Source organism: Pseudenhygromyxa sp. WMMC2535 (genome assembly GCF_011083025.2).
Map to the genome: position 1 here is coordinate 4,540,109 of NZ_JABJWV010000001.1, position 22,885 is coordinate 4,562,993.

A 22,885-nucleotide genomic window follows, 5' to 3' on the forward strand; every position below is an offset into this window, starting at 1 on the left:
CATGGGGGTGCTAGCGCGCGCTCCGTGACTTCGTCGTGGGATCGGGGGCCGCGCGCTTGCCAGGGCCAGGGGCCCTCGCCATCATGCCGGCCATGAACCTGGCCGAAGCAGGGGCGCCCCTTCGCGTGGGGGTGCTCGGGGCCGGTCAGCTCGGGCGCATGCTGGGGCTCGCGGCGCTGCGCCTGGGTGTGGCGATCCGCTTTTTGACCCCTCGAGACAGCGGCGCCACCGCTGGCGTGGGTGAGCTGATGGTCGGCGAATGGCGAGATCCGCAGGTCCTGCGTGAATTTGCCCGCGGCTGCACGGTGATCACCGCGGAGGCCGAGTGGGCGCCGCTGGCCGAGCTCGAGCGGGTCCTCGCCGAGCTCGAGGCGGCGGGGGAGGTCCCGCCGCGCTGCTGGCCGCGGGCGCAGACCATGGCGCTGATCCGCGACAAGCTCGTGCAAAAGCGGACCCTGGTCGACGCTGGCCTCGCGGTCGGAGAGTTCCGCGGCTGCGCGAGCCTGGCCGAGGCCGAAGCCGCGGCCCGAGGGTTTGGCTGGCCGGTGCTCGTCAAGCGCCGGCGCGGGGCCTACGACGGCTACGGCAACCGCCGGGCCGACGACCTCGAGCAGCTGCGCGCGGCCTGGGAGGCCCTCGCCGAGGCGCCGGAAGAAGACTCGGGCTTCGAGGGGGGCGTGCTCATCGAGGCCTGGGTGCCCTTCGTGCGCGAGCTCGCCGTGAGCGTGGCGCGGGGCCCCGAGGGCGAGAGCGCCGTCTACCCGGTGGTCCACACCGAGCAAGACGACCACCGCTGCGCGGCGGTCGTCGCTCCAGCGCCGATCGCCGCCAGCGTGGCCGAGGCGGCCCGCGCCCTCGCGCAGGCGGCCGTCGAGCGCTTCGAGGTCGTGGGCGTGTGCGCCGTCGAGCTGTTCGAACTCGCGGATGGTCGCCTGCTGGTCAACGAGCTCGCCCCGCGCCCGCACAACAGCGCGCACTACAGCATCGAGGCCTGCGCGAGCTCGCAGTTCGAAAACCACCTCCGGGCGACGCTCGGCTGGCCACTGGGTGACCCTTCGCTGGTGGTCCCAGCCGCGCTGATGCTCAACTTGCTCGGCAGCCGCGCGGGGCCGACCCGGGTCGAGGGCCTCGCGGACGCGCTCGCCGTCCCGGGGGTGGCGCTGCATCTCTACGCCAAGCGCGAGTCTCGTCCGGGCCGCAAGATGGGTCACCTCACGGTGCTCGGCGAGGACATCGACGAGCTGCGCGAGCGCGCCGAGCGGGCCGCAGGGCGGATCACGCTCTGAGCACGCTATGATGGCGGCGATGAGCGACGCGACCACGAAGGCCGCCCCCCTGATCGGGATCTGCATGGGCAGCGACTCGGACCTGCCGGTGATGCAGGCCGCCGCGACCACCCTCGACGAGTTTGGTGTCAGCTACGAGCTGCGCGTGCTCTCGGCCCACCGCACGCCGGAGCACATGTTCGACTACGCCCGGGCCGCCCGCGAGCGCGGCCTGCTCATGCTGATCGCCGGAGCCGGCGGCGCCGCCCACCTTCCGGGGATGCTGGCGTCCCTGACCCCGCTGCCGGTGATCGGCGTGCCCGTGCCCAGCCGCCACCTCCAGGGCCTCGACTCGCTGCTCTCGATCGTCCAGATGCCGAGCTCCGTGCCCGTTGCGACCATGGCCATCGGCGGGGCCAAGAACGCGGCGCTCTTTGCCCTGCGGATGTTGGCCACCACCGACGAGGCCCTGCGCGCCAAGCTCGACGCGAGCATCGCGGCGACCGAGGCCCGGATCCGCGAGGTCGACGCCCGGGTCGCGAGCACGGGCGCCTGAGCCCGCTCAGAGTCTGTAAATTTTTCCCGCACGTCGTCAGGTGCGTCGCTGGGCTCCTAGGAGCCCGTGGTGAAACCCAACACGACACCTCGCTTGGTCTTTTCGCCGAGGGCTTTGTCGCCAAAACTTGCAGTACGCCCGGTACAGCGGCGTTTTGGCTTCGCGCCCTCGACAAAAATCCCGGCGCCAGGAGCCGCGCTGGGTTCCACCACGGGCTCCTAGGAGGCTTCGGGACTCTCAGCTCTCGTGAGCTCGGGCCCGGTCGCGCAGCTCCTTGAGCTGCTGCGGCGTGATCACGAGGGCGAGCAGCTTGCCCACGGTCTGATGCTGCTCGATGGGGTGACGCATGGGGCAGTCGATGTGGATGACGTAGCTGTTGCGCCGACCCTCGCGGAGCCTGGTGAGCGCGCCGGCGTGCTCGAGCTCCGAGACGATCTTTTGCACCGCGCGCTCGGTGATGCCGACGTTCTCGGCGACGTCTCGCAGGCGGATCTCGGGATCCTTGGCGATGCACAGCAGCACATGGGCGTGGTTGCTGAGGAAGGTCCAGGTCGAGCTCATCGATGCCTCGAAGACACCCTAAACAAAGGCTGCGCGACATGACAGCGCGCAGGTCGGGGACTCGACTCAAAGTCGTGCGCGTAACGCTCGGGCGCGGCCAGTACCCTACTCATGGCGGTCTGAACTGCCTATTTGAGCTGTAAACGAGGTGATCGCGAGCTTGGCGCTTTCTGGCTGCTAAGCGGTGGCTGTTCGGCTGCGCGACCCAATTGCGCGAGGCCCTTCGCGGCAGCTCGGTGCCGGAAGGGCCTCGCGGTGAAGGTTGGGATCAGCGGCGGCGACGGCCGATGGAGACGAGGCACAGCAGGCCGAAGCCAAGCAGCGCGCCACCGCCCCGCAGGGGGTCGTTGTCGTCCACGCTGCAGCCGAGGCTCACCGAGGCCGAGGCCGAGGCCTCGAACTCGACCTCGATGTCGAGCAGAGCCGCGAGCGCGTCGATGCACTCGTCGAGGTTCGCCTCGCTGACCTCGATGAACTGCCCGTCGCAGAACAGCGCGCCCTCGGGCTGCTCGCACTGGGCCTCGCAGCCGCCTTGGAGCTCGGCCTGGCATTCGACGTAGAGATCGGCCTGGCAGTCGATCTGGCAGTCCATGTTGATCTCGGCCCGGCACTCGCCGGAGCAGCAGCCCTGGCACTGGGCAACGCAGTCGACCTCGCCGGGGTCGACGTCGCAGCCGGCATCGCACTCGAGGCCGCAGGTGGCCTCGCAGGAGGCCTCACACTCGGCGCGGTCGGAGTCGGCGGCGCAGCGCGAGGAGCAGTCGGCCGAGCAGTTGCCCTCACAGGTGGCGCGGCAGTCGAAGGTCGCGGGGTCGACCTCGCACTCGGCCTCGCAGGAGCCCTGGCAGCTGCCGGTGCACTCGACGTCGGCATCGATGTCGCAGCTGCCGGAGCAGCCCAGTGAGCCCTCGGCGGCGCACGACGCGTTGAAGGCGAAGGGCTCGCACTGGGCCTGGCAGCCGCCCTCGACGAGGATCTCGCAGTTGGCTCCGGGATCGATGAAGATGTTGCCGCAGGCGTCGAGCTGACCGGCCTGGGCGGTGGAGGAGAGGAAGAAGGCGGAGGCCAAGGCCGCGGCGCCGACGAAGTAGTTCCAGGAGTTGCGCATCGTGGGGTTTAGATCCTTGTGGAATAAGTGAGCGTCGCTCGGGGCGGCTTGGACGTGGGCCGCGCGGGAACTTTACAGTGGGCCCGTGATTTCAGCGAGATCCCCGTGGGTGACCAGGGTGATCGGACCTGGAGGGAGGGCCCCAATCAGGGGTGATCACTCGACGTCGTCGAGGTAGTCGAGGAGCACGCGGCAGGTCTTCAGGGCCGGCTCCCGACCGCTGGGGTCGAGGGCCTGGATCTCCTTCTCGAGCAGCCTGCCGGGCTGGATCGACTCGTTTCCGGCGTCTCGGACCTTCCTGCCCCAGGCGGTCCTGGGCTCGATGTCGGCGTAGTAGTCCCCGAGCGTGCCGTCCTTGTAGTCGTGGTCGATGGCGACGCACATGTCCTCGAGATCAGCGAGCTTGTCGGCGCGCTCGGGGTCCTCGCCCCCAGCCCCTGGAGCGGTCGCAGCCCCTGCCCCGGGAGAGGCGGCCGCGGGCTTGGGCGGCGCTTCGCCGGACTTGGAGGAGGCTTCGGCGGTGGTCGAGGGCCGCTCACAGCCGAGCTGGGGAGCGAGGAGGATCACCAGCGCGAGGCAAGGAGAGATCACCGAGGAAAAATCGTGGGCTCGGTCGCGCACGCCGCCATGCTAACTGCGACGGGTCCATGTGCCGAGCGAAGCGCCCAAGACCAGCTGCGAGGCCGCTCGCGCTGCAATTGGGCTCGTAGGCCGTGGAGCTTCCGCACGGCCTCGCCCCTGGTGAGCGCGATGCCAGCGTATATCCTTGGCCCGCGTCGATGCCCCTATCTGCCGCCGAATTGCCGCCTGTGGCCGCATCTGAAGCGCGCGCCACCGCTGCGCTCATCAGTGAGCTGTGTAAGCAGTTTTACGGGCTCGGCTGGGTGAGCGGCACGGGCGGTGGGATCTCGATCCGCGACGACCGAGGGGTCTGGATGGCGCCCTCGGGGGTGCAAAAGGAGCGCATCGCGCCCCAGGACGTGTTCTTGCTCGAGGCGCGCTGGGATCGAGCCGAGGTCATCGAGCCCCCGGCGAACCCGGCGCTGCGCCTGTCGGAGTGTCAGCCGCTGTTCTTCAATGCCTTTCGCCTGCGGGGCGCCGGCGCGGTAATCCACAGCCACTCGCTGTGGGCCGTGCTCGCCGCTCGCGTCGCCTGTCCCGATGGTGGCGCCGGGGTGTTTCGCAGCCGCAACCTCGAGATGCAAAAAGGTCTGCGCGGCGTCGGCTGCTTCGACGAGCTGCGCGTGCCGATCATCCCCAACACCGCCCGCGAGGCGCAGCTGCGCGACAGCATGGCCGAGGCCATGGTCGCGCACCCCGACGTCGACGCGGTGCTCGTCGCTGGACACGGTATCTATGTGTGGGGTGAGGACTGGGTCCGGGCCAAGACCCAGGCCGAGTGCCTCGACTACCTCATGCGCGCGGCCGTCGAGGCGCACCGCCTCGGCCTGCCGCTTTGAGCTTCGTTTCGACCCCCGCCCCGATCCCCCCGCCCCGATCCCCCCGCCCCGGAGCAACGCCAACGCCATGGAACTCGCCTGGCTCGAACCCAAGCCCGACTACCCCTCGCTCAGCGTCGATCACCTGCGCGGCTGCGGGGTGACCTACGAGCGCCTCGAGCTCGCGGGGGAGCGCTACCAGGGGCCCCTCGACGCGCTCAAGGCCGCCGAGGGCTACATCGAGCAGGACATCGTCGAGCTGCGCCCGGACACGGGGGGGCTCGACGAGATCTGTGCCAAGTTCGCCGACGAGCACCTGCACACCGAGGACGAGGTCCGCTTCGTGCTCGAGGGCGAGGGCGTGTTCGAGATCCGCGACGATGACGACCGCTGGATGCGGGTCACCGTCCAGCCCGGCGATCTCATCGTCGTCCCCAAGGACCGCTATCACCGCTTTTTCCTGACCGAGCGCAAGCAGATCCGCTGCGTGCGTCTGTTTCAGGACCGCGCCGGCTGGGTCCCCCAGTACCGCGCCTGACGTTCAACTCAACACATACAGCAGCAACATCATCATGGAAGCCGCCCGCGAAACCAACACCCCTGATTACAAGGTCGCCGACATCGGCCTCGCCGAGCTCGGTCGCAAGCAGATCGCCCTCGCCGAGAAGGAGATGCCGGGGCTCATGTCCCTGCGCGCGCGCTACGGCGAGAGCAAGCCGCTCGCCGGCGCCCGCATCTGCGGCTGCCTGCACATGACCGTGCAGACCGCGGTGCTGATCGAGACCCTCACGGCCCTCGGCGCCGACGTGCGCTGGTCGTCCTGCAACATCTACTCGACCCAAGACGAGGCCGCCGCGGCCATCGCCGTGACCGGGGTCCCCGTCTACGCCTGGAAGGGCGAGAGCGAGGAGGAGTACTGGTGGTGCATCGAGCAGACCCTGCGCTGGGCCGACGGCAGCGGCCCGAACATGCTCCTCGACGACGGCGGCGACCTGACCATCGTCGTGCACCGTGATCACCCCGACATGCTCGAGGGCATCAAGGGCCTGTCCGAGGAGACCACCACGGGCGTCCACGCCCTGGTCAAGATGGCCGAGAAGGGCGAGCTCAAGGTCCCGGCGATCAACGTCAACGACTCGGTGACCAAGAGCAAGTTCGACAACCTCTACGGCTGCCGCGAGAGCCTCGCCGACGGCATCAAGCGGGCCACCGACATCATGGTCGCCGGCAAGACCGTCGTGGTCTGTGGCTACGGCGACGTCGGCAAGGGCTGCGCCCAGTCGATGCGCGGCTTCGGTGCTCGCGTGCTGATCACCGAGATCGACCCGATCTGCGCGCTCCAGGCCGCCATGGAGGGCTACGAGGTCACGACCATGGAGGCCGCCGCCCCCGTCGCCGACATCGTGGTGACCGCGACCGGCTGCTGCGACGTGGTCACCCACGCGCACATGAAGCAGATGAAGGACGAGGCGATCGTCTGCAACATCGGCCACTTCGACAGCGAGATCGAGATCGCCGCGCTCGAGAAGGACTCGACGATCACCGAGATCAACGTCAAGCCCCAGGTCGACCGCTTCGTGTTCGCCGACGGCCACGCGATCATCGTGCTCGCCCGCGGCCGCCTCGTGAACCTGGGCTGCGCCACCGGCCACCCCAGCTTCGTGATGTCGAACAGCTTCACCAACCAGGTCCTCGCGCAGATGACCCTGTGGCAGGAGCCCGAGAAGTACGAGCGCGGCAAGCTCTACGTGCTGCCCAAGAAGCTCGACGAGGAGGTCGCCGCGCTCCACCTCGCCAAGGTCGGCGCCAAGCTGACCAAGCTGACCAACAAGCAGGCCGAGTACCTGGGCCTGCCCGTCGAGGGCCCCTACAAGCCCGAGCACTACCGCTACTGAGCGGCTCTCGCGGGCGCCTGGAGCCCGCGAGCAGACGAGCCCGTCATCGGCGTACGCCGGTGGCGGGCTCTCTCTTTTTGCCAGCGGTGAGCCACGCTACGCGCTGCTGGGCGGTTGTAGATGGAGCGCGATGGTGCGCAGCGCGGTGAGCCGCGGCCAACCGAGGTTGGCGTCGGTGACTATTGGTTACACCAGGTTCGAGTCACCAGGGGTGGGGCTCAGATGGGCTCCAAGGTCGTGAATTGGGCACTTTTGACCACCCGACCCGGGGTTCGGGTTGGAGACCTCGCGGTTGCGCTGGCGTCCCTGACGGTCCGGGGGGGCTGGCCGCATCTTGAAGGCAAGAAATCGGACGCAAACGATGACTCGCCAGCAAAACGCCCCCATCACCCTGCCCTCGCTGACCTCCACCGAATCCCTCCAGGGGGCCGTGGATCGCCTCGCGCGGGATCTGGAGGAGGGGCGGGGCTCGGTCCGGCCGTGTTGGGTGGTCTCGCAGCTCAGCCGCAAGCCGGCGGCCTCGAGCTCGACCGAGGTCGCTACGGTCGCGGCCGAGACCTCGACCCTGGATGGGGTCGCCGCGGTCGGCCGGGCCATCCCCCAGGTCGCCGCTTGGATCTGGCCGCGCCGCCAGCTGATCCTCAACGAGCTGCGCTCGGCGCTCGCGCCCAAGGACGAGGATCACGCGCTCTTCGTCCGCCTCGACCGGACCTTGGAGCGGGCGGCCGCGCAGATCGGGCGCTGAGCGAGTCACGTGAAAAGTCGCGCGCCGCCGACCTCGCTCGAGGTCGGCGGCGCGCTCGTCTGAAGGCGCTGGCCCAGGCGATGAGTGGTCCTCTCACAGACTCTCTCCTCTCATGCGCTGGCGTCGATGGCTCTGGGCCTCGGCGTGATCATGGTGATCAGATTGATCAGATTGATCAGATTGATCAGGGTGCTCAGTGTGATCAGGCCTCGGCGTGGGGATGGCGGGCGCGCTCGATGGTCTCGGGCGGCTCGACGTGGGGCATGGTCATGCTCTGCGTTGCAGGGTGGCCGTCGATGGTCGGGTTGCCGCTCTTGAACAAGCCCGCGTTGGAGCTGACGCCGCCGGCCGCACCCTGGGCGCTGAAGGCCGAGAAGCCGAGCATCACCACGGCGAAGATGGCGCTCATTCCAGCAATTATCATACTCGTTCCCATTTTGATCTCCTTTGAATCATGGTCTGCGCAGCGCCAGGGGACGGCGCTTTGACGCGTGGGGGCACTCTCTGGGCCTCTGCGCTGCCTCCTCGAACGAGGGCCCCTGGCGGGGTCGTGAGAAGTGGCGTGAGTCGTCTCGAGAAGTGCGTTCAATCAATTACTATCACGTAATCGCGCAGATGCAAGCCAGGCGGCCGCTCGGCACAGGCGCCGCACAGACACGTCACCGCGTAGACGCGCCGCGCAGACGGGTCACGAGGCCGCGGCCGCGGCCGCCAGCTCGCGCAAGGATCGGATCGAAAACGGCTTCTCGAGCCAGCGAACTTCGACGCCGTCGGGGAAGCGCTGCTCGTGACCCGAGAGGTCTCCGCCGGTCATGAACACGAGGCGCTGACAGATCTCGGGGCGCTCTTCGCTGATCCGCTCCCACAGCTCGATGCCGGTCAGCTCGGGCATGAACAGGTCGCAGAGGATCAGGTCCCAGTCCTCGTTGAGCAGGCGGTCGAGGGCGGCGCGACCGGTCGACACGGCGGCGACCTCGTGGGCCGAGAGCGCGTCGCAGACCATCTCGCGGATCAGCGGCTCGTCGTCGGCGACCAGCACCCGGGCGTGGCGGCCCTCGGCGTTGGCGCTGGGCGTGCGGACGATCCGGGCGGGGCGGCTGGGGTCGTGGACCTCGGCCGCGGGCAGGCGCACGCGGAAGGTCGTGCCCTGGCCGACCTTGCTCTCGACGAGCAGCTCGCCGCCGTGGGCGTTGACGATGTTGTGGGAGATCGCCAGGCCGATGCCCGTGCCCTCGCCGGCGGCCTTGGTGGTGAAGAAGGGGTCGAAGATCCGCCCGAGCTTGCTCTGCGGGATACCGCAGCCGGTGTCGCTGACCTCGACCTCGACGCGACCGTCGGGCAGCCCGCGGGTCGCGACGTGGACGCGGTTGTCGCGGGGGCGGCCGGGCTCGATGGCCTGGCCGGCGTTGACGAGCAAGTTGAGGAAGACCTGGCCGAGCCGACCCTCGCTGCCGCGGACGGTGTTCGCGGCGCGAAACTCCCGGGTCAAGCGCGCGCGGTGGCGGATCTGGACCTCGGCGATCTCGAGGGTCGAGTCGAGCAGGGCGTGGAGATCGACGACCTCGTCCTCCATGGCGTCGGAGCGGGCGAAGCGGGTCAGGTCGCGGACGATCCGGCGCACGCGCTCGGTGCCCTCCTGGGCGCGGGCGAGCAGGTCGCGGACGCGGGCCCGCGAGCGCGCGACGAACTCGGGGTCGTGGTTCGGGTCCTCGCGCATGCGGACCTGGTTGTCGAACTCGTCGGCGAGCAGGCCGAGGTTGCCGACCACCCACGACAGCGGGTTGTTGATCTCGTGGGCGACGCCCACGGCCAGGGTGCCGACGGTGGCCAGGCGATCGGCGAGGAAGAGCTGGCCCTGGAGCCGGCGCTGCTCGCCGACGTCGCGGATGAGCGAGATGATCGCTCGCTGGCCGTCGAAGATCGCGGGGATCGAGGCGACCTCGCCGACGAAGGTGGCGTCGTCGCGGCGCGTGAACTCGATGTCGCGGTTGGTGGCGGGCTGACCGCTGGCGAGCATCTCCTCGACCCGCGTCTGCACCGACTCGAGCTCCGAGGGGTGGATGCGATCGTAGATCGAGGTGTGCATCAGCTCGGTGGCGTCGTCGTAGCCGAACTGCCGGACCGCGGTGGGGTTGATGTAGAGGAAGCGGCCCTCGCTGTGCACGATGATGCCGTCGGGCGAGGCTTCGAGGACCGAGTGCAAGCTGGTCTCGGACTGGCGCAGGGCCTCCTCGGTCAGCCGGCGCTCGGTGATGTCGGTGAAAGTCCCGACGGCGTAGCCGCCGCTGATCCACCGCGCGCTGCCGGACACCCAGTAGGTGTTGCCGTCGGTGTGGCGCAGGCGCAGCTCTTTGTTGTGGATGATGCCCTCTTCGACGATCTCCTCGCGCAGGTCCTGGACGTCCTCGGCGACGAAGAACTCCTCGAGCTGGTGGCCGATCATGCTGCCGAGGGGCTGATAGAAGGCGCGCTCGAGCTCGCGGTTGCACTGCACGAAGCGCCCGTCTCGATCGACGAGGCCGACGGGCGCCGGCATGACGTCGAGGACGCGGCGCAGGGCGAGGGCGTCGACGCCCGGGAGCGAGACCCCGGGGGGCTCGTGGCTGGGCGCCTGGCTCGGGCTCGGCGGCAGATCGGGGGCGAGGGCGCCGCTGGCCGTGGCGACGCGCAGGCGGACCTCGAGGGCCTCGCGTGTCAGCGGCGGGAGCAGGCAGTCTTGGGCCCCGGCCTCGAGCGCCACGCGGACCTGCTCGGGGGGGACGAGGGCGACGATCCAGCGCGCCCGTCGGGTGCGGCTGAAAGCCACGCACAGCTCGGGGACATCTGGGCCAGCGACGACGAGCAGATCCGTGCGGGGCATCGTCGCGCCAGGGTCGAGCTCGTCGAAGGCGTCGACCTGGTGGCCGGCTTCGGCGAGCCAGGCGAGGGTGTTCTCCTGGCGAGCGCGCTCGGGATCGACGACGACGACCTTCATGTCGAGGATCCCTCGGGCTCGGCTTTGGATCGTCGCTTCAAGGCGGCTGACTCCGGCGGCGCGGGCGTGTCGAGCGCTCGCGTTGGGCGACGATATTACCCTAGGAGGCTGTGGTGGGGCTGGGCGAGGCGGCCTTGGAGGTGGGTCGAGGCGAGTCGAGGCCGCGGCTCACAGGTGGGCTCGCCACGCCCTGGCCGGTGCGCTGGAGACAGGGGGCCTGGCGTGAGCCCGCGAGCGTAGGGCGGCTCACGGGTCGCGACGTGGGTGGAAGGCAGGCGCCACGGGGAGCGCGCGTTCGAGCGGTGGGCGCCCGCTCCTGCGCGCCTCCCCCCTTTTTCAGGCTTCGCTCAGCGCCGGCGGACCCGGGCGAAGCGCAGGGGCCTCGCGGCGAGCGAGCCGCTCAGAAGCACAGCTTCTTGCCGCCGATGAGCGACAGACATGGTCACGGTGATGCAGCCGTCGCGGCCGGGGCAGTTGTCGTTGGTCAGGCAGTTGGCCGCGCTGGGTTCCACCACAGGCTCCTAGAGTTGGGTTTCCGGCCCTCGAGGGTGGCGCGGTGGCGTCCATATCCACCCGTCCTCGAGCCACATTTCGCCGAGGGCGTCGACTGCCGCGCGCAGCAACTCGGGGTCGCCGTGTTCGTTTTCGCGACTGTCTGGAGGCTGCGATACCGCAGGGGAAGCGAGCAGGTCTTCAGGGCCACGCCAGCGCTCCTTGGCCCAGCAGTAGGCGCTGAAGGCCGAGACCACGGCGTGGAAGACATGGACCTTGCGGACGACGAGGTCGGGCCATACGCGGTCGAAGGCCATGCCCTCGGCGAGCTCGCCGAGGAGCTCCTTGCGGACCTCCCAGGTCTGGGCGGCGGAGCCGTGCCGAGTCCTGCGCTCGCGGCGGTCTCCAAACAGGCGGATCAGCGTGGCCCTGGGGTGAACCTCGATGAGGTTCTCGTGCAGACGCAGCGCTGGCGAGAGCGCGCGGCGGAGGTAGGCCGCCCGCGCCGCGAGTGGACCCATGCCCTGGCCGAGGGTCTCGCGCGGCTGCAAGGTCGCGCGCTCGAGCAGCAGCTCCGTGGCCCGCTGGGTGTAGGGGGTCAGCGCGGGCTTGCGGGGGTCGCTGCGTCCGCGGCGGATGACGAGGCGCTCGCCGTGCTCGCGCATCCACGCGACGACCGGCACCTCGCAGCTGGCGATGCCGGGGCAGGCGAGGGTGCAGCGCACGCAAGGCGGGAGAGTGAGCGGGGCGTCGAAGGCGACGACCGTGCGCTCGTCGACCCAGCGGCCGAGCCACTCGACGAGCACGTCGTCGCGGAAGGGCGCCTCGGCGTGCTCGGAGCCCTCGGCGTCCTCGACGAGGCCGCCGCCGCGCTGGCCCCAGCGCGAGCGGGCCTCCGCGAGCACCAGGCGACCGTCGCCCTCGTACTCGAAGCGGGCGATGGCCGTGGTCTTGCCGCGGCCACCACCGAGGCTGACCCCGACGAAGCGGCGCATTCGCGCGCGCTCACAGCCGGGGTCCCCTGGCTGGAGGTGTGTCGGGTCCATCGACCTCAGTCGTGGACCGAGGGCATGCGCTCGTGCAAGAAGCGCAAGTAGGCGATGGCCGAGGGCAGCTCGAGGGCGGGGAGCTGCTCCACGAGATCCTTGGCCTTGCTGCGCAGGGTCTCCGTGGGCCCCTCGCCGCGGCGGCCGACGGGCTTCTCGAGCGGGATGTCGGGCTCGGGCGGCTGGTCGGGGCTGCCCCAGGGCGGGTTCTCGCCCAGGGCGATGTCCTTGGTGCGCAGCCAGCTGTTTATATAGATGTGCAGCAGGTTCGCGCGGTAGCTGAACCACCGGTCGCGCTCGACGGGGTAGGACAGCAGGACATCCTTGAAGCGCCGAAACGCGCCCTTGCCATCGATGGCGAGGATCAGCCGCTCGCGCAGGGCCGGGTCCTCGACGGAGGCGACGAAGCGCTCCATCCACCGGTACTGCTCCCGCGAGGAGGCTGGATCGAGGTGGACATAGCGCCCCGCTTGGACACGGATCGCTCGACGTTTGTCTTCGTCCTCGGGCCGGCTATCCACGATCGTGACGACCTGTCCGGTGTCCAGGTCGAGGTAGCTGTGGGTCTCGGGGGCGTTGTGTTCGAAGGCGGTCTCGAGCGCTGACCAATCGGGTTTGGGTCGGGAGGGATCAACTCGCATGCTTAGTCTGGCTTCCTCTGCAAGGTAATTGCCGACGCAGCCCCGTAGGTCGGACGAGGCTCCCGCGTTGAAGGGGGGTGTTCGGCTGCGATGCCGCTGGTCAGGCGGCGTGGTCGGTGCTGCGCGGTCGTGAATCGCGCTAAATGAGGATAATCCCACACCCTTCGACCAGGCAAGGGACTTGCCGAGATCGCCTATAGAAGTTTTTTGAGCTCGCGGTGGAGCTCGAGGGCCGACAGCCGTCCGCCTCGCTCGAGCTTCCTGAGCAAGCGCTCGATCTGGCCACGTGCGCGCTTCCAGTGGCGGAGACGGGCTGAGCTGGGCTGAGCGGTTTCGACGATCAGCGTGAGCTCCCCGTCGTCGAGCTCGTCGTCGAAGTCGTCGTCGAAGTCGTCCTCGTCGTCGAGCTCGTCCTCGTCTGCGCGGCTGGCGAGGGCGGCCTCGGCGGTCTGGAGCTTGGCGCGAAGGCCGGCAAGCTCGGCCTCGAGGGCCTCGACGGGGCGGGCCTGGGCGAGCTCGAGCTCACCGCGCAGGCGCGCCAGCTCCCAGCGCAGGGTCTGCTCCCGGGCGAGGGCGGCGTCGAGGCGCGGGCTGTCGTCGGCCTCGCCGGACGGCTCGTCGTCGCCGACCTCGAGGGTCTCCTCGAGGCTGGCGATGCGGTCCTCCGCGAGCTCGAGCTTCTCGAGCAGCTCCTGGCGCTCGATGGCTTGGAGATCGCCGCGGCGCTGGGCCTCGGCGAGCTGGGCACGCAGGGCCGCGGCGCCCTCGTCCCCGGCGCTGGAGCCAGCGCTGGATCCAGGCGCGGAGGCGGCGACCTGGCGCTCGCCTCCGCCGGCGACCTCGACGAAGGTGACGCCCTCGCTGGGCAGCCGCCGGCCGATCACCGCGACGAAGGCCTCGAAGCGCGGGGACTCGCTGCCGAGGCTGTTGTCGACCTCGATGCCAGGCTCGTCGTCGCTGCCCTCGCCGCCGCCCTCGGACTCGAGGACCGGGCCAAAGTCGTAGAACGCAGCCACGCGCGGCCGGGTCAGGCCGTAGACGCGGCCGTCGCCAAAGAGCTCGTCGACGAGGTCGGCGAGCTGCTCGTAGCAGGCGTCCTCGTCGAGGCCCGCGCAGCCCACGGTGATCGCCACGCTGCGCTCGGGATCGTCGCTGGCGCGCTCGCCGAGGAGCTCGAGCAGGGCCTCGAGCTCGGGCGAGAGGCCGCCGGACTCGTCGGACAGCCCGCCCTCGCCGAGGTCGACGAGCGCGACCTCCCACGGCTCGTCGCCGGCGATCTCGCCGGCGGCGTCGAGGTCGAGGAAGATCGTGCCCCCGCGGTCGCGGGCGAAGGACGCCGCGCGGCGGTCGTTATCGAGGGCCATCCACACGCGGGCGTCGGCGCTGGCCCGGGGGATCAGCGCATCGATCAGCGTGGCGAGGGGGCCGTCCTCGGGCTCGCCGCGATGCAGCGGCTGCTCGAGGCTCCGGTCGTAGATGATCCGGTTCCGACCTCGCCACAGCTCTTCGAGGAATTGGTAGCCCGCGGCCCAACGTCGCTCGTCGCCCATGGCGTGCGATTCATACCTGCCCGCTCGGCGCGAGGCAATCGTGATGGACCACACCCTCTGGGCGGCCATTGCTGGCGCCCGGGGCCGGTGCTAAGTCTGCCGACTCCGGGGCCGGCCCGTAGGCCCGCACACGCCATGCACCCCAGCTTGCGAGCAAAGATCGAGAGCATCAGCGAGCGCCAAGAGGAGCTCGGCGAGATGATCTGTGATCCCGAGGTCGTGTCCGACAAGGCGCGGTTTTTGGGTCTGTCCCGCGAGCACGCCGAGCTCACCCCGGTGGCACTCGAGTTCGCCAAGTTCATCGAGCTCGAGCGCCAGCGCGAAGAGGCCCGCGAGCTGCTCGAGGACCCCGACATGCGGGAGGTCGCCCAGTCCGAGCTGCGCGAGCTCGACGAGTCGATCGCGGCCAGCGGGGCCGAGCTCCTGCGCCTGCTCACGCCCAAGGACCCCAACGACGACAAGAACGTGATCCTCGAGATCCGCGCCGGCGCCGGCGGGGACGAGGCCGGGCTCTTCGTCGCGGACCTGTGGCGGATGTACGGGCGCTTCGCCGAGCGTCGGGGCTGGAGCATCGATCAGGTCGAGTTCTCGGAGAACTCGGCCGGCGGCTTCAAGGAGATCAGCGGTCGCGTCCAGGGCCGGGGGGTCTACGCCCAGCTCAAGTTCGAGCGCGGCGTCCACCGGGTCCAGCGCGTGCCGGCGACCGAGTCCCAAGGCCGGATCCACACCTCCACCGCCACCGTCGCGGTCATGCCCGAGGCCGAGGAGGTCGACATCCAGCTCGACCCCGCGGACCTCGAGTTCGAGTTCATGCGCTCGAGCGGCGCCGGCGGCCAGCACGTCAACACCACCGACTCGGCGGTGCGAGTGACCCACAAACCCACAGGCCTCGCGGTCCGCTGCGACCAGGAGAAATCCCAGGTCAAGAACCGCGAGCTCGCCGTGCAGCGCCTGCGCTCCAAGATGCTCGAGGCCGAGATCGAGCGGGCCGATGCCGAGCGCGCCGCCTCGCGCCGCGAGCAGATCGGCACCGGCGAGCGCTCCGAGAAGATCCGGACCTACAACTACCCGCAGGACCGGATCACGGATCACCGCGTCTCACTCACGCGCCACAACCTCCCGGGCTTCATGGACGGCGACATCGAGGACGTGCTCGCGGCCCTGCGCTCCGAAGACGAGGCCGCGCGCATGGCCGAGCTCGCGTCCTGATCGGGTCGAACAGCCAGATGTGGCAAGCTGCCAAAAGCCCAGGCGAGAGTTCTGATATGCTCGCGCGCGGGAGGGTGCCGTGAAGCAGTCGGTCAGCGTGGAGATCGCCGGGCAGACCTTGTCGATCCGCAGCGACGAGGGTCCCGAGTACGTGCAGGAGCTCGCCGACTACGTCGACGGTCACCTGCGCTCGCTCTCGGGCGGACGTCGCACCTACTCGCTGCAGCGCATGGCCCTGCTCGTGGCCATGCAGATCGCCGACGAGCTGTTTCGCGAGAAGGACCTGCGGGCGCGCTACAGGGCCCGAGTCGAGGCGCGGCTCGAGGCGCTCGAGCAGGCGATCGGCGAGCACGAGGCCGAGCTCGCGGCGCTCGAGGTCTCGCAGCCCTGAGCCCTGCTCTTTGCGCTCCGCTTTCGCGTTGTCGGTGGTCAGCCACGAGGGCCCGCGGAGGCGCGTGAGCGTGCCGCCGACGAGGCCGGCCACAGCGCAGGATTCGTCGCTCGCGTCACGCCGGAGCCTCCGCTACCTTCGGCCACCATGGCAGACCAGCCTCCCAGCGTGAGCTCGCCGGCGCTCCAGGTCCTCATCGAGCGCGGCTTCTTCGAGCAGGCCTCCGATCTCGCGGTCATCGACGCCGCCATGCAGGCCGGGATGGTCACCTTCTACAACGGCTACGACCCCACGGCCGACTCGCTCCACGCTGGCAGCCTGCTGACGATCATGGCCATGCGCCACCTCCAGCGCGCGGGCCACCGGCCGATCGTGCTCATGGGCGGGGCCACGGCCATGGTCGGCGACCCCTCGGGGCGCAGCGAGACTCGCAAGCTCGTCGAGCTCGAGACCATCGAGCGCAACTGCGAGGCGATCCAGCGCCAGTTCGCGCGCTTCGTGCACTTCGACGAGGGCACGGCCAACGACGCGATCATGGTCGACAACTCGCGCTGGCTCATGGGCCTGGGCTACATCGAGTTCCTGCGCGACATCGGCCGGCACTTCTCGGTCAACCGCATGGTCGCGGCCAAGACCTACCGCGACCGCCTCGAGAGCGAGCTGCCCCTGTCCTTCTTGGAGTTCAACTACCAGCTGCTCCAAGCCTACGACTTCCTGCACCTCAAGCGCGAAGAGGGCTGCGACCTCCAAGTCGGCGGTTCGGACCAGTGGGGCAACATGATCGCCGGCGTCGAGCTGATCCGCCGCGTGGCCGCCGAGCAAGGCGAGAGCACGGGGGCCTACTGCCTGACCTACCCGCTGCTGACCACCGCCGACGGCAACAAGATGGGCAAGACTTTCAAGGGTGCCGTCTGGCTCGACCCCGACAAGTTCTCGCCCTTCGACTATTACCAGTACTGGATCAACTGCCACGACCGCGACGTCGAGGGGCTGCTGCGCTACTTCACCGAGCTGCCCATCGAGGAGATCAACGGGCTCGCCAACCGCGAGGGCCGGGCGCTCAACGAGGCCAAGGCCGTGCTCGCCTTCGAGGCCACCAAGATGCTCCACGGCGAGGATGAGGCCGGGCGGGCGCGCACGGCCTCGGTCCAGGCCTTCGGCGGCGGCGACGACTGGAGCGCGGTCGATTGCGTCGAGATCGCCGAGTCGGAGATCCGCCTGCTCGACCTGGTGGTCCACGACCAGGTCGTGGGCTTCAAGTCCAAGCGCGAGGCTCGCGAGCGCATCAAATCCGGGGCGGTCAAGCTCGACGGTGAGGTGGTGACCGAGGCCATGGAGAACATCGACGCCGCGCGCTGCGGAGGTGAGGGTCTGCGCCTGCAGATCGGGCGCAAGCGACGCGTTCGCGTGAAGCTCGTGGGCTGAGCGCGCGCTCGCGGCTCGCTGGCGCCACATTCTCGAGAAAAGTGGCTTGCGCACGAGACGCCGGCTTGCGCGATTGCGATGCGGACTTACAAGCGTCTGTCATGGATCCGTCGATCACTTCAGCCGTCGTGCAGGCGCTCCCCGAGACCGGATCCACCATGGCCTCCGGCGTCGATCTCGCGGAGCTCCGCGACGACCTCGAGCAGGTCGCCCTCGAGGCCCTCGACGCGCGGATGCGGGGGATCAGCCTGGCGGAGGCCGTCACCGACGAGCGCTTTGCGAACCTGGTGGCCTTTCACAGCGGCCTGCGCGACGCGCTGCTGCTCGAGATCCCCAAAGAGCTGCAGCCTTGGGTGGCGACCATCGGCGGCGACGAGGTCAGCGAGCGCCTGCCCGCGCGGCGCGGCGCCAAGGGGATCAGCGAGGCGGTCGCGGCCGAGCAGATCGGCCGGCTCGCGCACCTCCAAGACGACCTCTTCGTCCAGGCCCAAGGCGCCGACCCAGCCAGCGCTGGCGACGGCCCGGCCCAGCTCCAGGCGGCCCTGTCCGAGCTGCTGATGTTCGAGTCGGTGCGCCTGCGCCTGCTGGTCACGGCCTGGAGCTCGACGGAGTTCGAGGCCCTGGGTGGAGACGATCAGAGCATCGACGCGATCGCCTGGGCCGAGGTCGAGGCGCTGCTCGCCGAGCCGGCCCTGGGCGAGGGCGACATCCGGCCGCTGCCGGTGATGGTCGCGGCCGGGAGCCTGGCCCTGGCCCGCGACGCGGCCGAGCGCGTCGAGGCGCTGCGCCTGGTCAGCGAGGACGAGCGCGAGACCCTGCGCATGCGGGCGCGCCTGCGGGCGGCGCTGCGCGAGCTTCGTCTGCCGGAGTCGGTGCTGCTCGAGAACGCCCTGGCTGGGCTGCTGGGCGAGGACCGCATGGAGGTCACGGATCTCCAAGAGCAGCGGCCCGTGGCGCTCGACGGGCTCTCGCGCCAGGCCATGGATCAGCGGGTCTCTCGCGGCCGCCGGGCCCTTTCCAAGTCGCCCGAGAGCTGGCCGAGCCGGCGCAAGCCCGCGCTCTTCGATCTCCTGCGCGCGGCCGAGATCCACGAGTAGCCGCTACTGGATCCGCCCTCGAATCATGGTCGCCGCCACGCCTCCGGCGGCCAGGCGATCGATCACTCGGCGATGGATCGCGCCCGCGTCATCGCTGGCAACGCGCAGGCCGAGGGGCGCGCGCTCGCTTTCGAGGTAGCCGAGCTTGGCCTCCCACAGATGGTTGTAGGGGAGCAAGGTGATCGCCTCGACGCCGAGGGGACGCAGCCGGTCGAGGAGGCCCGCGAGGGCGTCGTCGCCATCGTTTAGGCCGGGCACGATCGGCATGCGGACCTCGACGGCGGGGCCGCCAGCGCGGGCGCGGGCGAGGACCTCGGCCAAGTTGGCGTCGATGGTCTGCGTGGGCTGACCGACGAGCTCGAGGTGGCGGGCCTCGCCGCCGGCTTTGACGTCGAACAAGATCAGGTCGAGGTGATCGAGCAGGGGCTCGAGCAAGGTGAAGGGGTAGTGCCCGCTGGTCTCGAGGGTGACGTGCAGCCCCGCGGCCTTGGCCGTCGGCAAGAACTCGGCGAGGAAGCGCCCGTGCAGCACCGGCTCGCCGCCGGACAGGGTCAGGCCGCCGCCGCTGCTCGCATGAAAGGGCGCGTCGGCGAGGACCTCGGCGAGCAGGTCCTCGCCGCTGCGGGTCAGGCCGACCATGTCGAGGGCGGCGCTCGGACACGGCTCGACGCAGCGTCCGCAGTGGGTGCAGGCTTGCCAGTTCACGCGCGCCTGGATCTGGTCGAGGAGGGCGCCCTCGGGGCAGGCGTCGAGGCAGGCGCGGCAGCCGGGTAGGCAGCGGTCGGCGTGATAGGCGAGCTCCGGGGCGTGGCGCTTACCCTCGGGGTTTTGGCACCACACACAAGACAGGTGGCAGCCCTTGAAGAATACGACCGTGCGGATGCCCGGGCCGTCGTGGACGCAAAAGCGCTGAACGTCGAAGACGACGGCGCGATCGGGGTGCTCGCTCGCCTCGCTCACGCGCGCAGCTCTTCTTGGGTGATTGTGTCCACGCTGACGCCGACGCTGGGGATGGTCCGCGTGGGGTCGGGCTCCTCGAGCGAGACCAGCTGACACGCCGGGCGCCCGTGCAGGGTGCGGGTGATGATCTCGTCTTTCATGGCCGGGGTGAGATCGTTGAAGTAGGCGCTGTAGCCGGAGATGCGCACGACCAGGCCGCGGTGGCGCTCGGGGCAGCGCTTGGCGTCGAGGAGCTCGTCGATGTCGACGACGTTGTATTGCACGTGCATGCCTCCGGCGGCGAAGTAGCCGCGGTCGAGGGCGTCGATGAGGGCGGCGCCCTCGGGTCCGCGGGCGAGCTGGGGATCGAGGCTCTCGTTGACCGCGAGGCCGTTGGCGACGTGGGGGCCGGCGAGCTCGGCGGCGCTGAGCAGCGAGGCCGTGGGCCCGCGATCGTCGACGCCGTTGACCGGCGAGGCGCCGTTGGCCAGGGGTCGGCCGGCCTGGCGCCCGCTGGGCAGGGCGCCGAGCCGGGCGCCGAAGCCCACGTGGGTGGTCATCGACCAAAAGCCCGGGGCGTAGGGGCCTCCGCGCGGGTTTTGGTGGGCGCGGACCAGCTCGCAGTAGCGCTCGGCCACGCGCTTGGCCCAGCGCTCGGGGCGACCGCGGCCCTGGCCGTACTTGGGCAGCTTCTCGAGCAAGGTCCGGCGCAGCGCCTCGTGGCCGACGAAGTCGAGGTCGACGGCCGTCATGAGCTCGCCGAGGCCGAGCTGGCCGCCCTCGACGACGATGGCCTCGATCGCCGCGAGCGAGTCGGCGACGTCGGCCAGGCCCACGCCCTGCATGCCGGTGGAGTCGTAGACGGCCCCGCCGGCGGTCACGTCCTTGCCAGACTCGATGCAGCCGCCGACGACCACCGAGAGCAGGGGCGTGGGCCGAAAGCGCATGTGCGCGGCCTCGATGGCGTCGTTGCCACGCACGGCCTCGGTGACGGTCTCGGCCAGGCGGGCGCAAAAGCGCGACCACAGCAGGTCCATGGTCGGGCGCGGGTGGGCGCGCAGCTGCTCGTCGGCGAGGACCTCGAGCAGCACCGCGGGCAGCGAGATGAAGGCCGCGCCCGCGGCGGGGAAGGACTTGTAGGGCACGCCCCACTCGACGCAGCCGACCACCGCGAAGTCGCGGGCGTCGGCCTCGCTGACGCCGAGGGCCTCGATCGCCGCGATCACGGCCTGGTCGTTGAAGAGCGAGGGCTGACCGCCGCCCTGGGCGAGGATCTCGCAGGCGAGGGTGCGCAGGGCCGCCGGGGTGTCGGGGCGCACCCGCATGTGCACGTTGGGCTGGCGCAGACGCACGCGGTCGTAGGCGATGAGCAGCAGGGCGCTGAGCTCGTTGCTGGCCTCGGCGCCCTCGCGGTCGCTGCCGCCGATGGTCAGCCCCGAGGCCGAGGACAGGCCCGAGAAGAAGTCGGTGGCCAGCTGGTTGAAGAGCGGGAGCTGCTCGGAGGCCTTGGCGAGCAGGCAGCCGAGCAGCTCGACGGCGCGGGCGGGATCGATGCGACCCTCGGCGCGGTCGCGGGCGTAGTAGGGCCACAGGTACTGGTCGACGCGGCCGAAGGAGACGCCGTGCTGAAAGCTCTCCTGGTGGATCGCCACCCAGGTGGTGACCACGCTCTGCAGGGCCTCGTGAAAGGTCCGCGCGGGCTTGGCGGGGACGCGGGCGAGGATCTGCGAGAGCGCGCGCAGCTCGGCGGCGCGCTCGCTGGCCTCGCGCGAGCCGAGGCGCTCGTGTCGGGCGGCCTCGGCCGCGCAGTACCGGCTCCAGCGGGCAGAGAAGCGCAGCACGGCGTCGATGGTGATCTCGGCGGCGTCATAAAAGTCCCGGCGCTCGCGGGCGCGCGCTGGCGTGGCGGCTCGGGCCGCGCGGACCTGCTCGCGCAGCCCCTCGAAGCCGTGCTCGAGCACCGCGGGGAAGTCCAAGGTCACGTGCGAGATGCCGGCGAACTGGGTGAGCACGAAGCGGCGGCCCTCGGTGAGCTTGTTTTGCAGCTCGAGGTCGTCGGCGAGCAGCGGCGCCCGCGACATGATCGAGCGCGTGAACCAAAACGGGAAGATGTCCTCGCGCAGGACGTGGAGCTGGGCGTCGCTGACGGCGAGGGGGTTGACCGGGCGCGTGCGCAGCGAGTCGAGCTCGGGGAGCAGGAGCAAAGCGCCATAGTCCGGGTGCAGGGCCGCGCCGACCCGGTGCCGGGTCGGGTTGCCGACCAGCAGCTCGTCCGGGTAGATGCGCAGCTCGGCGTGGTCGAGGACGTGGGCGAGGCCGCGGGCGAAGCTGACGATCGTCGCCTCGCTGGCGGCGCGCTCGTCGAGGCGCAGCCACAGCGTCTGGAGCAGCTTCGAGGCCTGCAGCTGCCTGCGGGTGGCGGGCTCGCCCGAGCTGAGGTTGCGGGCCAGGGCCTCGCGCAGGGCCGCGAAGTGCAGGGGAGCGAGGTAGCGGGTCAGCGCGGGCATGGGCGCGTGGTCGTGCATGGCTGCGGTCAGCAGCTCCGCCTTTTGCGTGCACAGGCCGTACTCGGCGTCGAGCACCGCGTCGCGCAGGCGGGCCAGACGAGGGAGCGCGGGGATGTCCTCGCGCCGGATCTCCGCCTGCACCTGCGCGCCCACTCCCGTATCGAGCTGCAAAGACTCCACGAGATCAGTATGGTCCGCTGGGATCGAGCAAAAGCCGCATGTCTTGCGGCGGGCGAGAGCGCGCAGGCTCGCCCGACGCCCGGGCGTCGCATACCCTCCGGTCATGCGCCCTGGTCTTCGGCGTTGGCTGACGGCCGCGTGGATCTCCGGGGGGATCATCGCCGTCGACCAGCTCAGCAAGGCCTGGGCCTTCGCCCATCTGCGCGGTGGCGAGCGTCGCGTGCTGGTCCCCGGCGTGTTCGAATTCGACTACGCCTTCAACACCGGCTCGGCCTTTGGCCTGTTCGCGGATCGAGCAGGCGCCCGGGCGGTGCTGATCGCCCTGACCCTCGCCTCGGTCTTCTACATGGTCGCGCTCTTGCGTCGGCTGCCCGCCGAGACCGGCGCCGGCGGCCCCGTGGCCCTGGCGATGATGGTCGGGGGAGCCCTCGGCAACCTCGTGGACCGGCTGCTGCGCTTCGACGATGTCCGCTTCTTCATCGCCCGGGAGGGGATCCCCTTTCGCGTGATGATCGACCACCCGCGAGCGCTGGCCGAGGCGGTCACCCGCGGGCGCAGCTTCGTCGACCTCCCGCGCCACGGAGTGGTCGACTTCATCGTCGTCTACTACTGGCCCGGGCGGCGCTGGCCGTCCTTCAACGTCGCCGACATCTTCTTGGTGGTCGGCCTCGGGGTGTTCTTGATCTACCTGGCTCGCAACGCTCGCAGCCTGATCCCCCCGGAGGCCGACCCGCCCGAGGCCGGCGAAGAGGCTGTGAGCTGACGCAAGCGTCTCTGGGCGGCTCGACGCGATCCTCGGCCAGAGCCGCGCGCAGCGGCGAGTAGCCTCGGGGCAGGGCGCGCATGACCAGAGCCGAGCACGCGC

Annotated in this window: 23 protein-coding genes; 11 read left to right on the top strand and 12 right to left on the bottom strand. The window is 70.3% G+C overall.

Going from position 1 to position 22,885, the window contains the following annotated elements:
• The first annotated feature begins 92 nt into the window (after window positions 1–92).
• Together G6O69_RS17890 and purE are read left to right on the top strand one after the other, a co-directional pair.
• Window positions 93–1,286, top strand: a complete 1,194-nt coding sequence (locus G6O69_RS17890; protein ID WP_172304713.1) for a 5-(carboxyamino)imidazole ribonucleotide synthase — start codon at window positions 93–95, stop codon at window positions 1,284–1,286.
• Between the two features lie 19 nt (window positions 1,287–1,305).
• Window positions 1,306–1,821 (top strand): 5-(carboxyamino)imidazole ribonucleotide mutase, encoded by a 516-nt coding sequence (gene purE, locus G6O69_RS17895; RefSeq protein WP_172304714.1) that lies wholly within the window; start codon window positions 1,306–1,308, stop codon window positions 1,819–1,821.
• A 237-nt stretch (window positions 1,822–2,058) separates the two neighbouring features.
• On the opposite strand, the gene G6O69_RS17900 is transcribed toward purE, so the two are convergent.
• The 3 genes from G6O69_RS17900 to G6O69_RS17910 form a co-directional block, all read right to left on the bottom strand.
• Window positions 2,059–2,382: a winged helix-turn-helix transcriptional regulator gene (locus tag G6O69_RS17900; RefSeq protein WP_172304715.1), complete on the bottom strand. Its 324-nt coding sequence runs from the start codon at window positions 2,380–2,382 to the stop codon at window positions 2,059–2,061.
• A 268-nt stretch (window positions 2,383–2,650) separates the two neighbouring features.
• Window positions 2,651–3,490, bottom strand: coding sequence for a hypothetical protein (locus G6O69_RS17905; RefSeq protein ID WP_172304716.1), 840 nt, complete (start codon window positions 3,488–3,490; stop codon window positions 2,651–2,653).
• A 156-nt stretch (window positions 3,491–3,646) separates the two neighbouring features.
• Window positions 3,647–4,111: a hypothetical protein gene (locus tag G6O69_RS17910; RefSeq protein ID WP_172304717.1), complete on the bottom strand. Its 465-nt coding sequence runs from the start codon at window positions 4,109–4,111 to the stop codon at window positions 3,647–3,649.
• Between the two features lie 188 nt (window positions 4,112–4,299).
• Here G6O69_RS17910 and mtnB point away from each other — a divergent pair, with 188 nt between their 5' ends.
• The 4 genes from mtnB (at window position 4,300) to G6O69_RS17930 (ending at window position 7,569) form a co-directional block, all read left to right on the top strand.
• On the top strand, window positions 4,300–4,950 hold the full coding sequence (gene mtnB, locus G6O69_RS17915; protein WP_346017059.1) for a methylthioribulose 1-phosphate dehydratase: 651 nt from the start codon (window positions 4,300–4,302) through the stop codon (window positions 4,948–4,950).
• Between the two features lie 67 nt (window positions 4,951–5,017).
• Window positions 5,018–5,467, top strand: a complete 450-nt coding sequence (locus G6O69_RS17920) for a cupin domain-containing protein (RefSeq protein WP_172304719.1) — start codon at window positions 5,018–5,020, stop codon at window positions 5,465–5,467.
• A gap of 34 nt (window positions 5,468–5,501) precedes the next feature.
• Window positions 5,502–6,824, top strand: coding sequence for an adenosylhomocysteinase (ahcY, locus tag G6O69_RS17925; protein ID WP_172304720.1), 1,323 nt, complete (start codon window positions 5,502–5,504; stop codon window positions 6,822–6,824).
• A gap of 361 nt (window positions 6,825–7,185) precedes the next feature.
• Window positions 7,186–7,569: a hypothetical protein gene (locus G6O69_RS17930; RefSeq protein ID WP_172304721.1), complete on the top strand. Its 384-nt coding sequence runs from the start codon at window positions 7,186–7,188 to the stop codon at window positions 7,567–7,569.
• Between the two features lie 202 nt (window positions 7,570–7,771).
• Here G6O69_RS17930 and G6O69_RS17935 read toward each other — a convergent pair whose 3' ends face one another.
• The 7 genes from G6O69_RS17935 to G6O69_RS17965 form a co-directional block, all read right to left on the bottom strand.
• A complete protein-coding gene (locus tag G6O69_RS17935; RefSeq protein ID WP_172304722.1) occupies window positions 7,772–7,978 on the bottom strand; it encodes a hypothetical protein in 207 nt (68 codons plus the stop codon).
• Between the two features lie 279 nt (window positions 7,979–8,257).
• Window positions 8,258–10,543 (bottom strand): ATP-binding protein, encoded by a 2,286-nt coding sequence (locus G6O69_RS17940; RefSeq protein ID WP_172304723.1) that lies wholly within the window; start codon window positions 10,541–10,543, stop codon window positions 8,258–8,260.
• 100 nt (window positions 10,544–10,643) lie between these two features.
• Window positions 10,644–10,793: a hypothetical protein gene (locus G6O69_RS17945; protein ID WP_176396927.1), complete on the bottom strand. Its 150-nt coding sequence runs from the start codon at window positions 10,791–10,793 to the stop codon at window positions 10,644–10,646.
• Between the two features lie 97 nt (window positions 10,794–10,890).
• A complete protein-coding gene (locus G6O69_RS17950; RefSeq protein WP_172304724.1) occupies window positions 10,891–11,055 on the bottom strand; it encodes a hypothetical protein in 165 nt (54 codons plus the stop codon).
• Window positions 11,056–11,064: 9 nt separating this feature from the next.
• Window positions 11,065–12,081, bottom strand: a complete 1,017-nt coding sequence (locus G6O69_RS17955) for a DUF429 domain-containing protein (RefSeq protein WP_172304725.1) — start codon at window positions 12,079–12,081, stop codon at window positions 11,065–11,067.
• Window positions 12,082–12,086: 5 nt separating this feature from the next.
• The gene (locus tag G6O69_RS17960) at window positions 12,087–12,722 is read right to left on the bottom strand and encodes a UPF0158 family protein (RefSeq protein ID WP_172304726.1); all 636 of its coding nucleotides are present in this window, start codon (window positions 12,720–12,722) and stop codon (window positions 12,087–12,089) included.
• A gap of 194 nt (window positions 12,723–12,916) precedes the next feature.
• Complete coding sequence (locus G6O69_RS17965) at window positions 12,917–14,272, bottom strand: hypothetical protein (protein ID WP_172304727.1); 1,356 nt, start codon at window positions 14,270–14,272, stop codon at window positions 12,917–12,919.
• Window positions 14,273–14,407: 135 nt separating this feature from the next.
• On the opposite strand from G6O69_RS17965, the gene prfA reads away from it, so the two are divergent.
• The 4 genes from prfA to G6O69_RS17985 all read left to right on the top strand — a co-directional run bounded on the left by prfA (window position 14,408) and on the right by G6O69_RS17985 (window position 18,394).
• Window positions 14,408–15,481, top strand: coding sequence for a peptide chain release factor 1 (gene prfA, locus G6O69_RS17970; RefSeq protein WP_172304728.1), 1,074 nt, complete (start codon window positions 14,408–14,410; stop codon window positions 15,479–15,481).
• A 79-nt stretch (window positions 15,482–15,560) separates the two neighbouring features.
• A complete protein-coding gene (locus tag G6O69_RS17975) occupies window positions 15,561–15,872 on the top strand; it encodes a cell division protein ZapA (protein WP_172304729.1) in 312 nt (103 codons plus the stop codon).
• Window positions 15,873–16,019: 147 nt separating this feature from the next.
• A complete protein-coding gene (gene tyrS / locus G6O69_RS17980; RefSeq protein WP_172304730.1) occupies window positions 16,020–17,297 on the top strand; it encodes a tyrosine--tRNA ligase in 1,278 nt (425 codons plus the stop codon).
• Between the two features lie 101 nt (window positions 17,298–17,398).
• Window positions 17,399–18,394 (top strand): hypothetical protein, encoded by a 996-nt coding sequence (locus G6O69_RS17985; RefSeq protein WP_172304731.1) that lies wholly within the window; start codon window positions 17,399–17,401, stop codon window positions 18,392–18,394.
• A gap of 3 nt (window positions 18,395–18,397) precedes the next feature.
• Here G6O69_RS17985 and G6O69_RS17990 read toward each other — a convergent pair whose 3' ends face one another.
• Window positions 18,398–19,354, bottom strand: a complete 957-nt coding sequence (locus G6O69_RS17990; protein ID WP_172304732.1) for a glycyl-radical enzyme activating protein — start codon at window positions 19,352–19,354, stop codon at window positions 18,398–18,400.
• Complete coding sequence (locus G6O69_RS17995; RefSeq protein WP_172304733.1) at window positions 19,351–22,020, bottom strand: pyruvate formate lyase family protein; 2,670 nt, start codon at window positions 22,018–22,020, stop codon at window positions 19,351–19,353. The genes G6O69_RS17990 and G6O69_RS17995 overlap by 4 nt, the downstream gene beginning before the upstream one ends.
• A gap of 103 nt (window positions 22,021–22,123) precedes the next feature.
• Between G6O69_RS17995 and G6O69_RS18000 the strand changes: the two genes are divergently transcribed.
• Window positions 22,124–22,783: a signal peptidase II gene (locus G6O69_RS18000; RefSeq protein WP_172304734.1), complete on the top strand. Its 660-nt coding sequence runs from the start codon at window positions 22,124–22,126 to the stop codon at window positions 22,781–22,783.
• The last annotated feature ends 102 nt before the right edge of the window (window positions 22,784–22,885 follow it).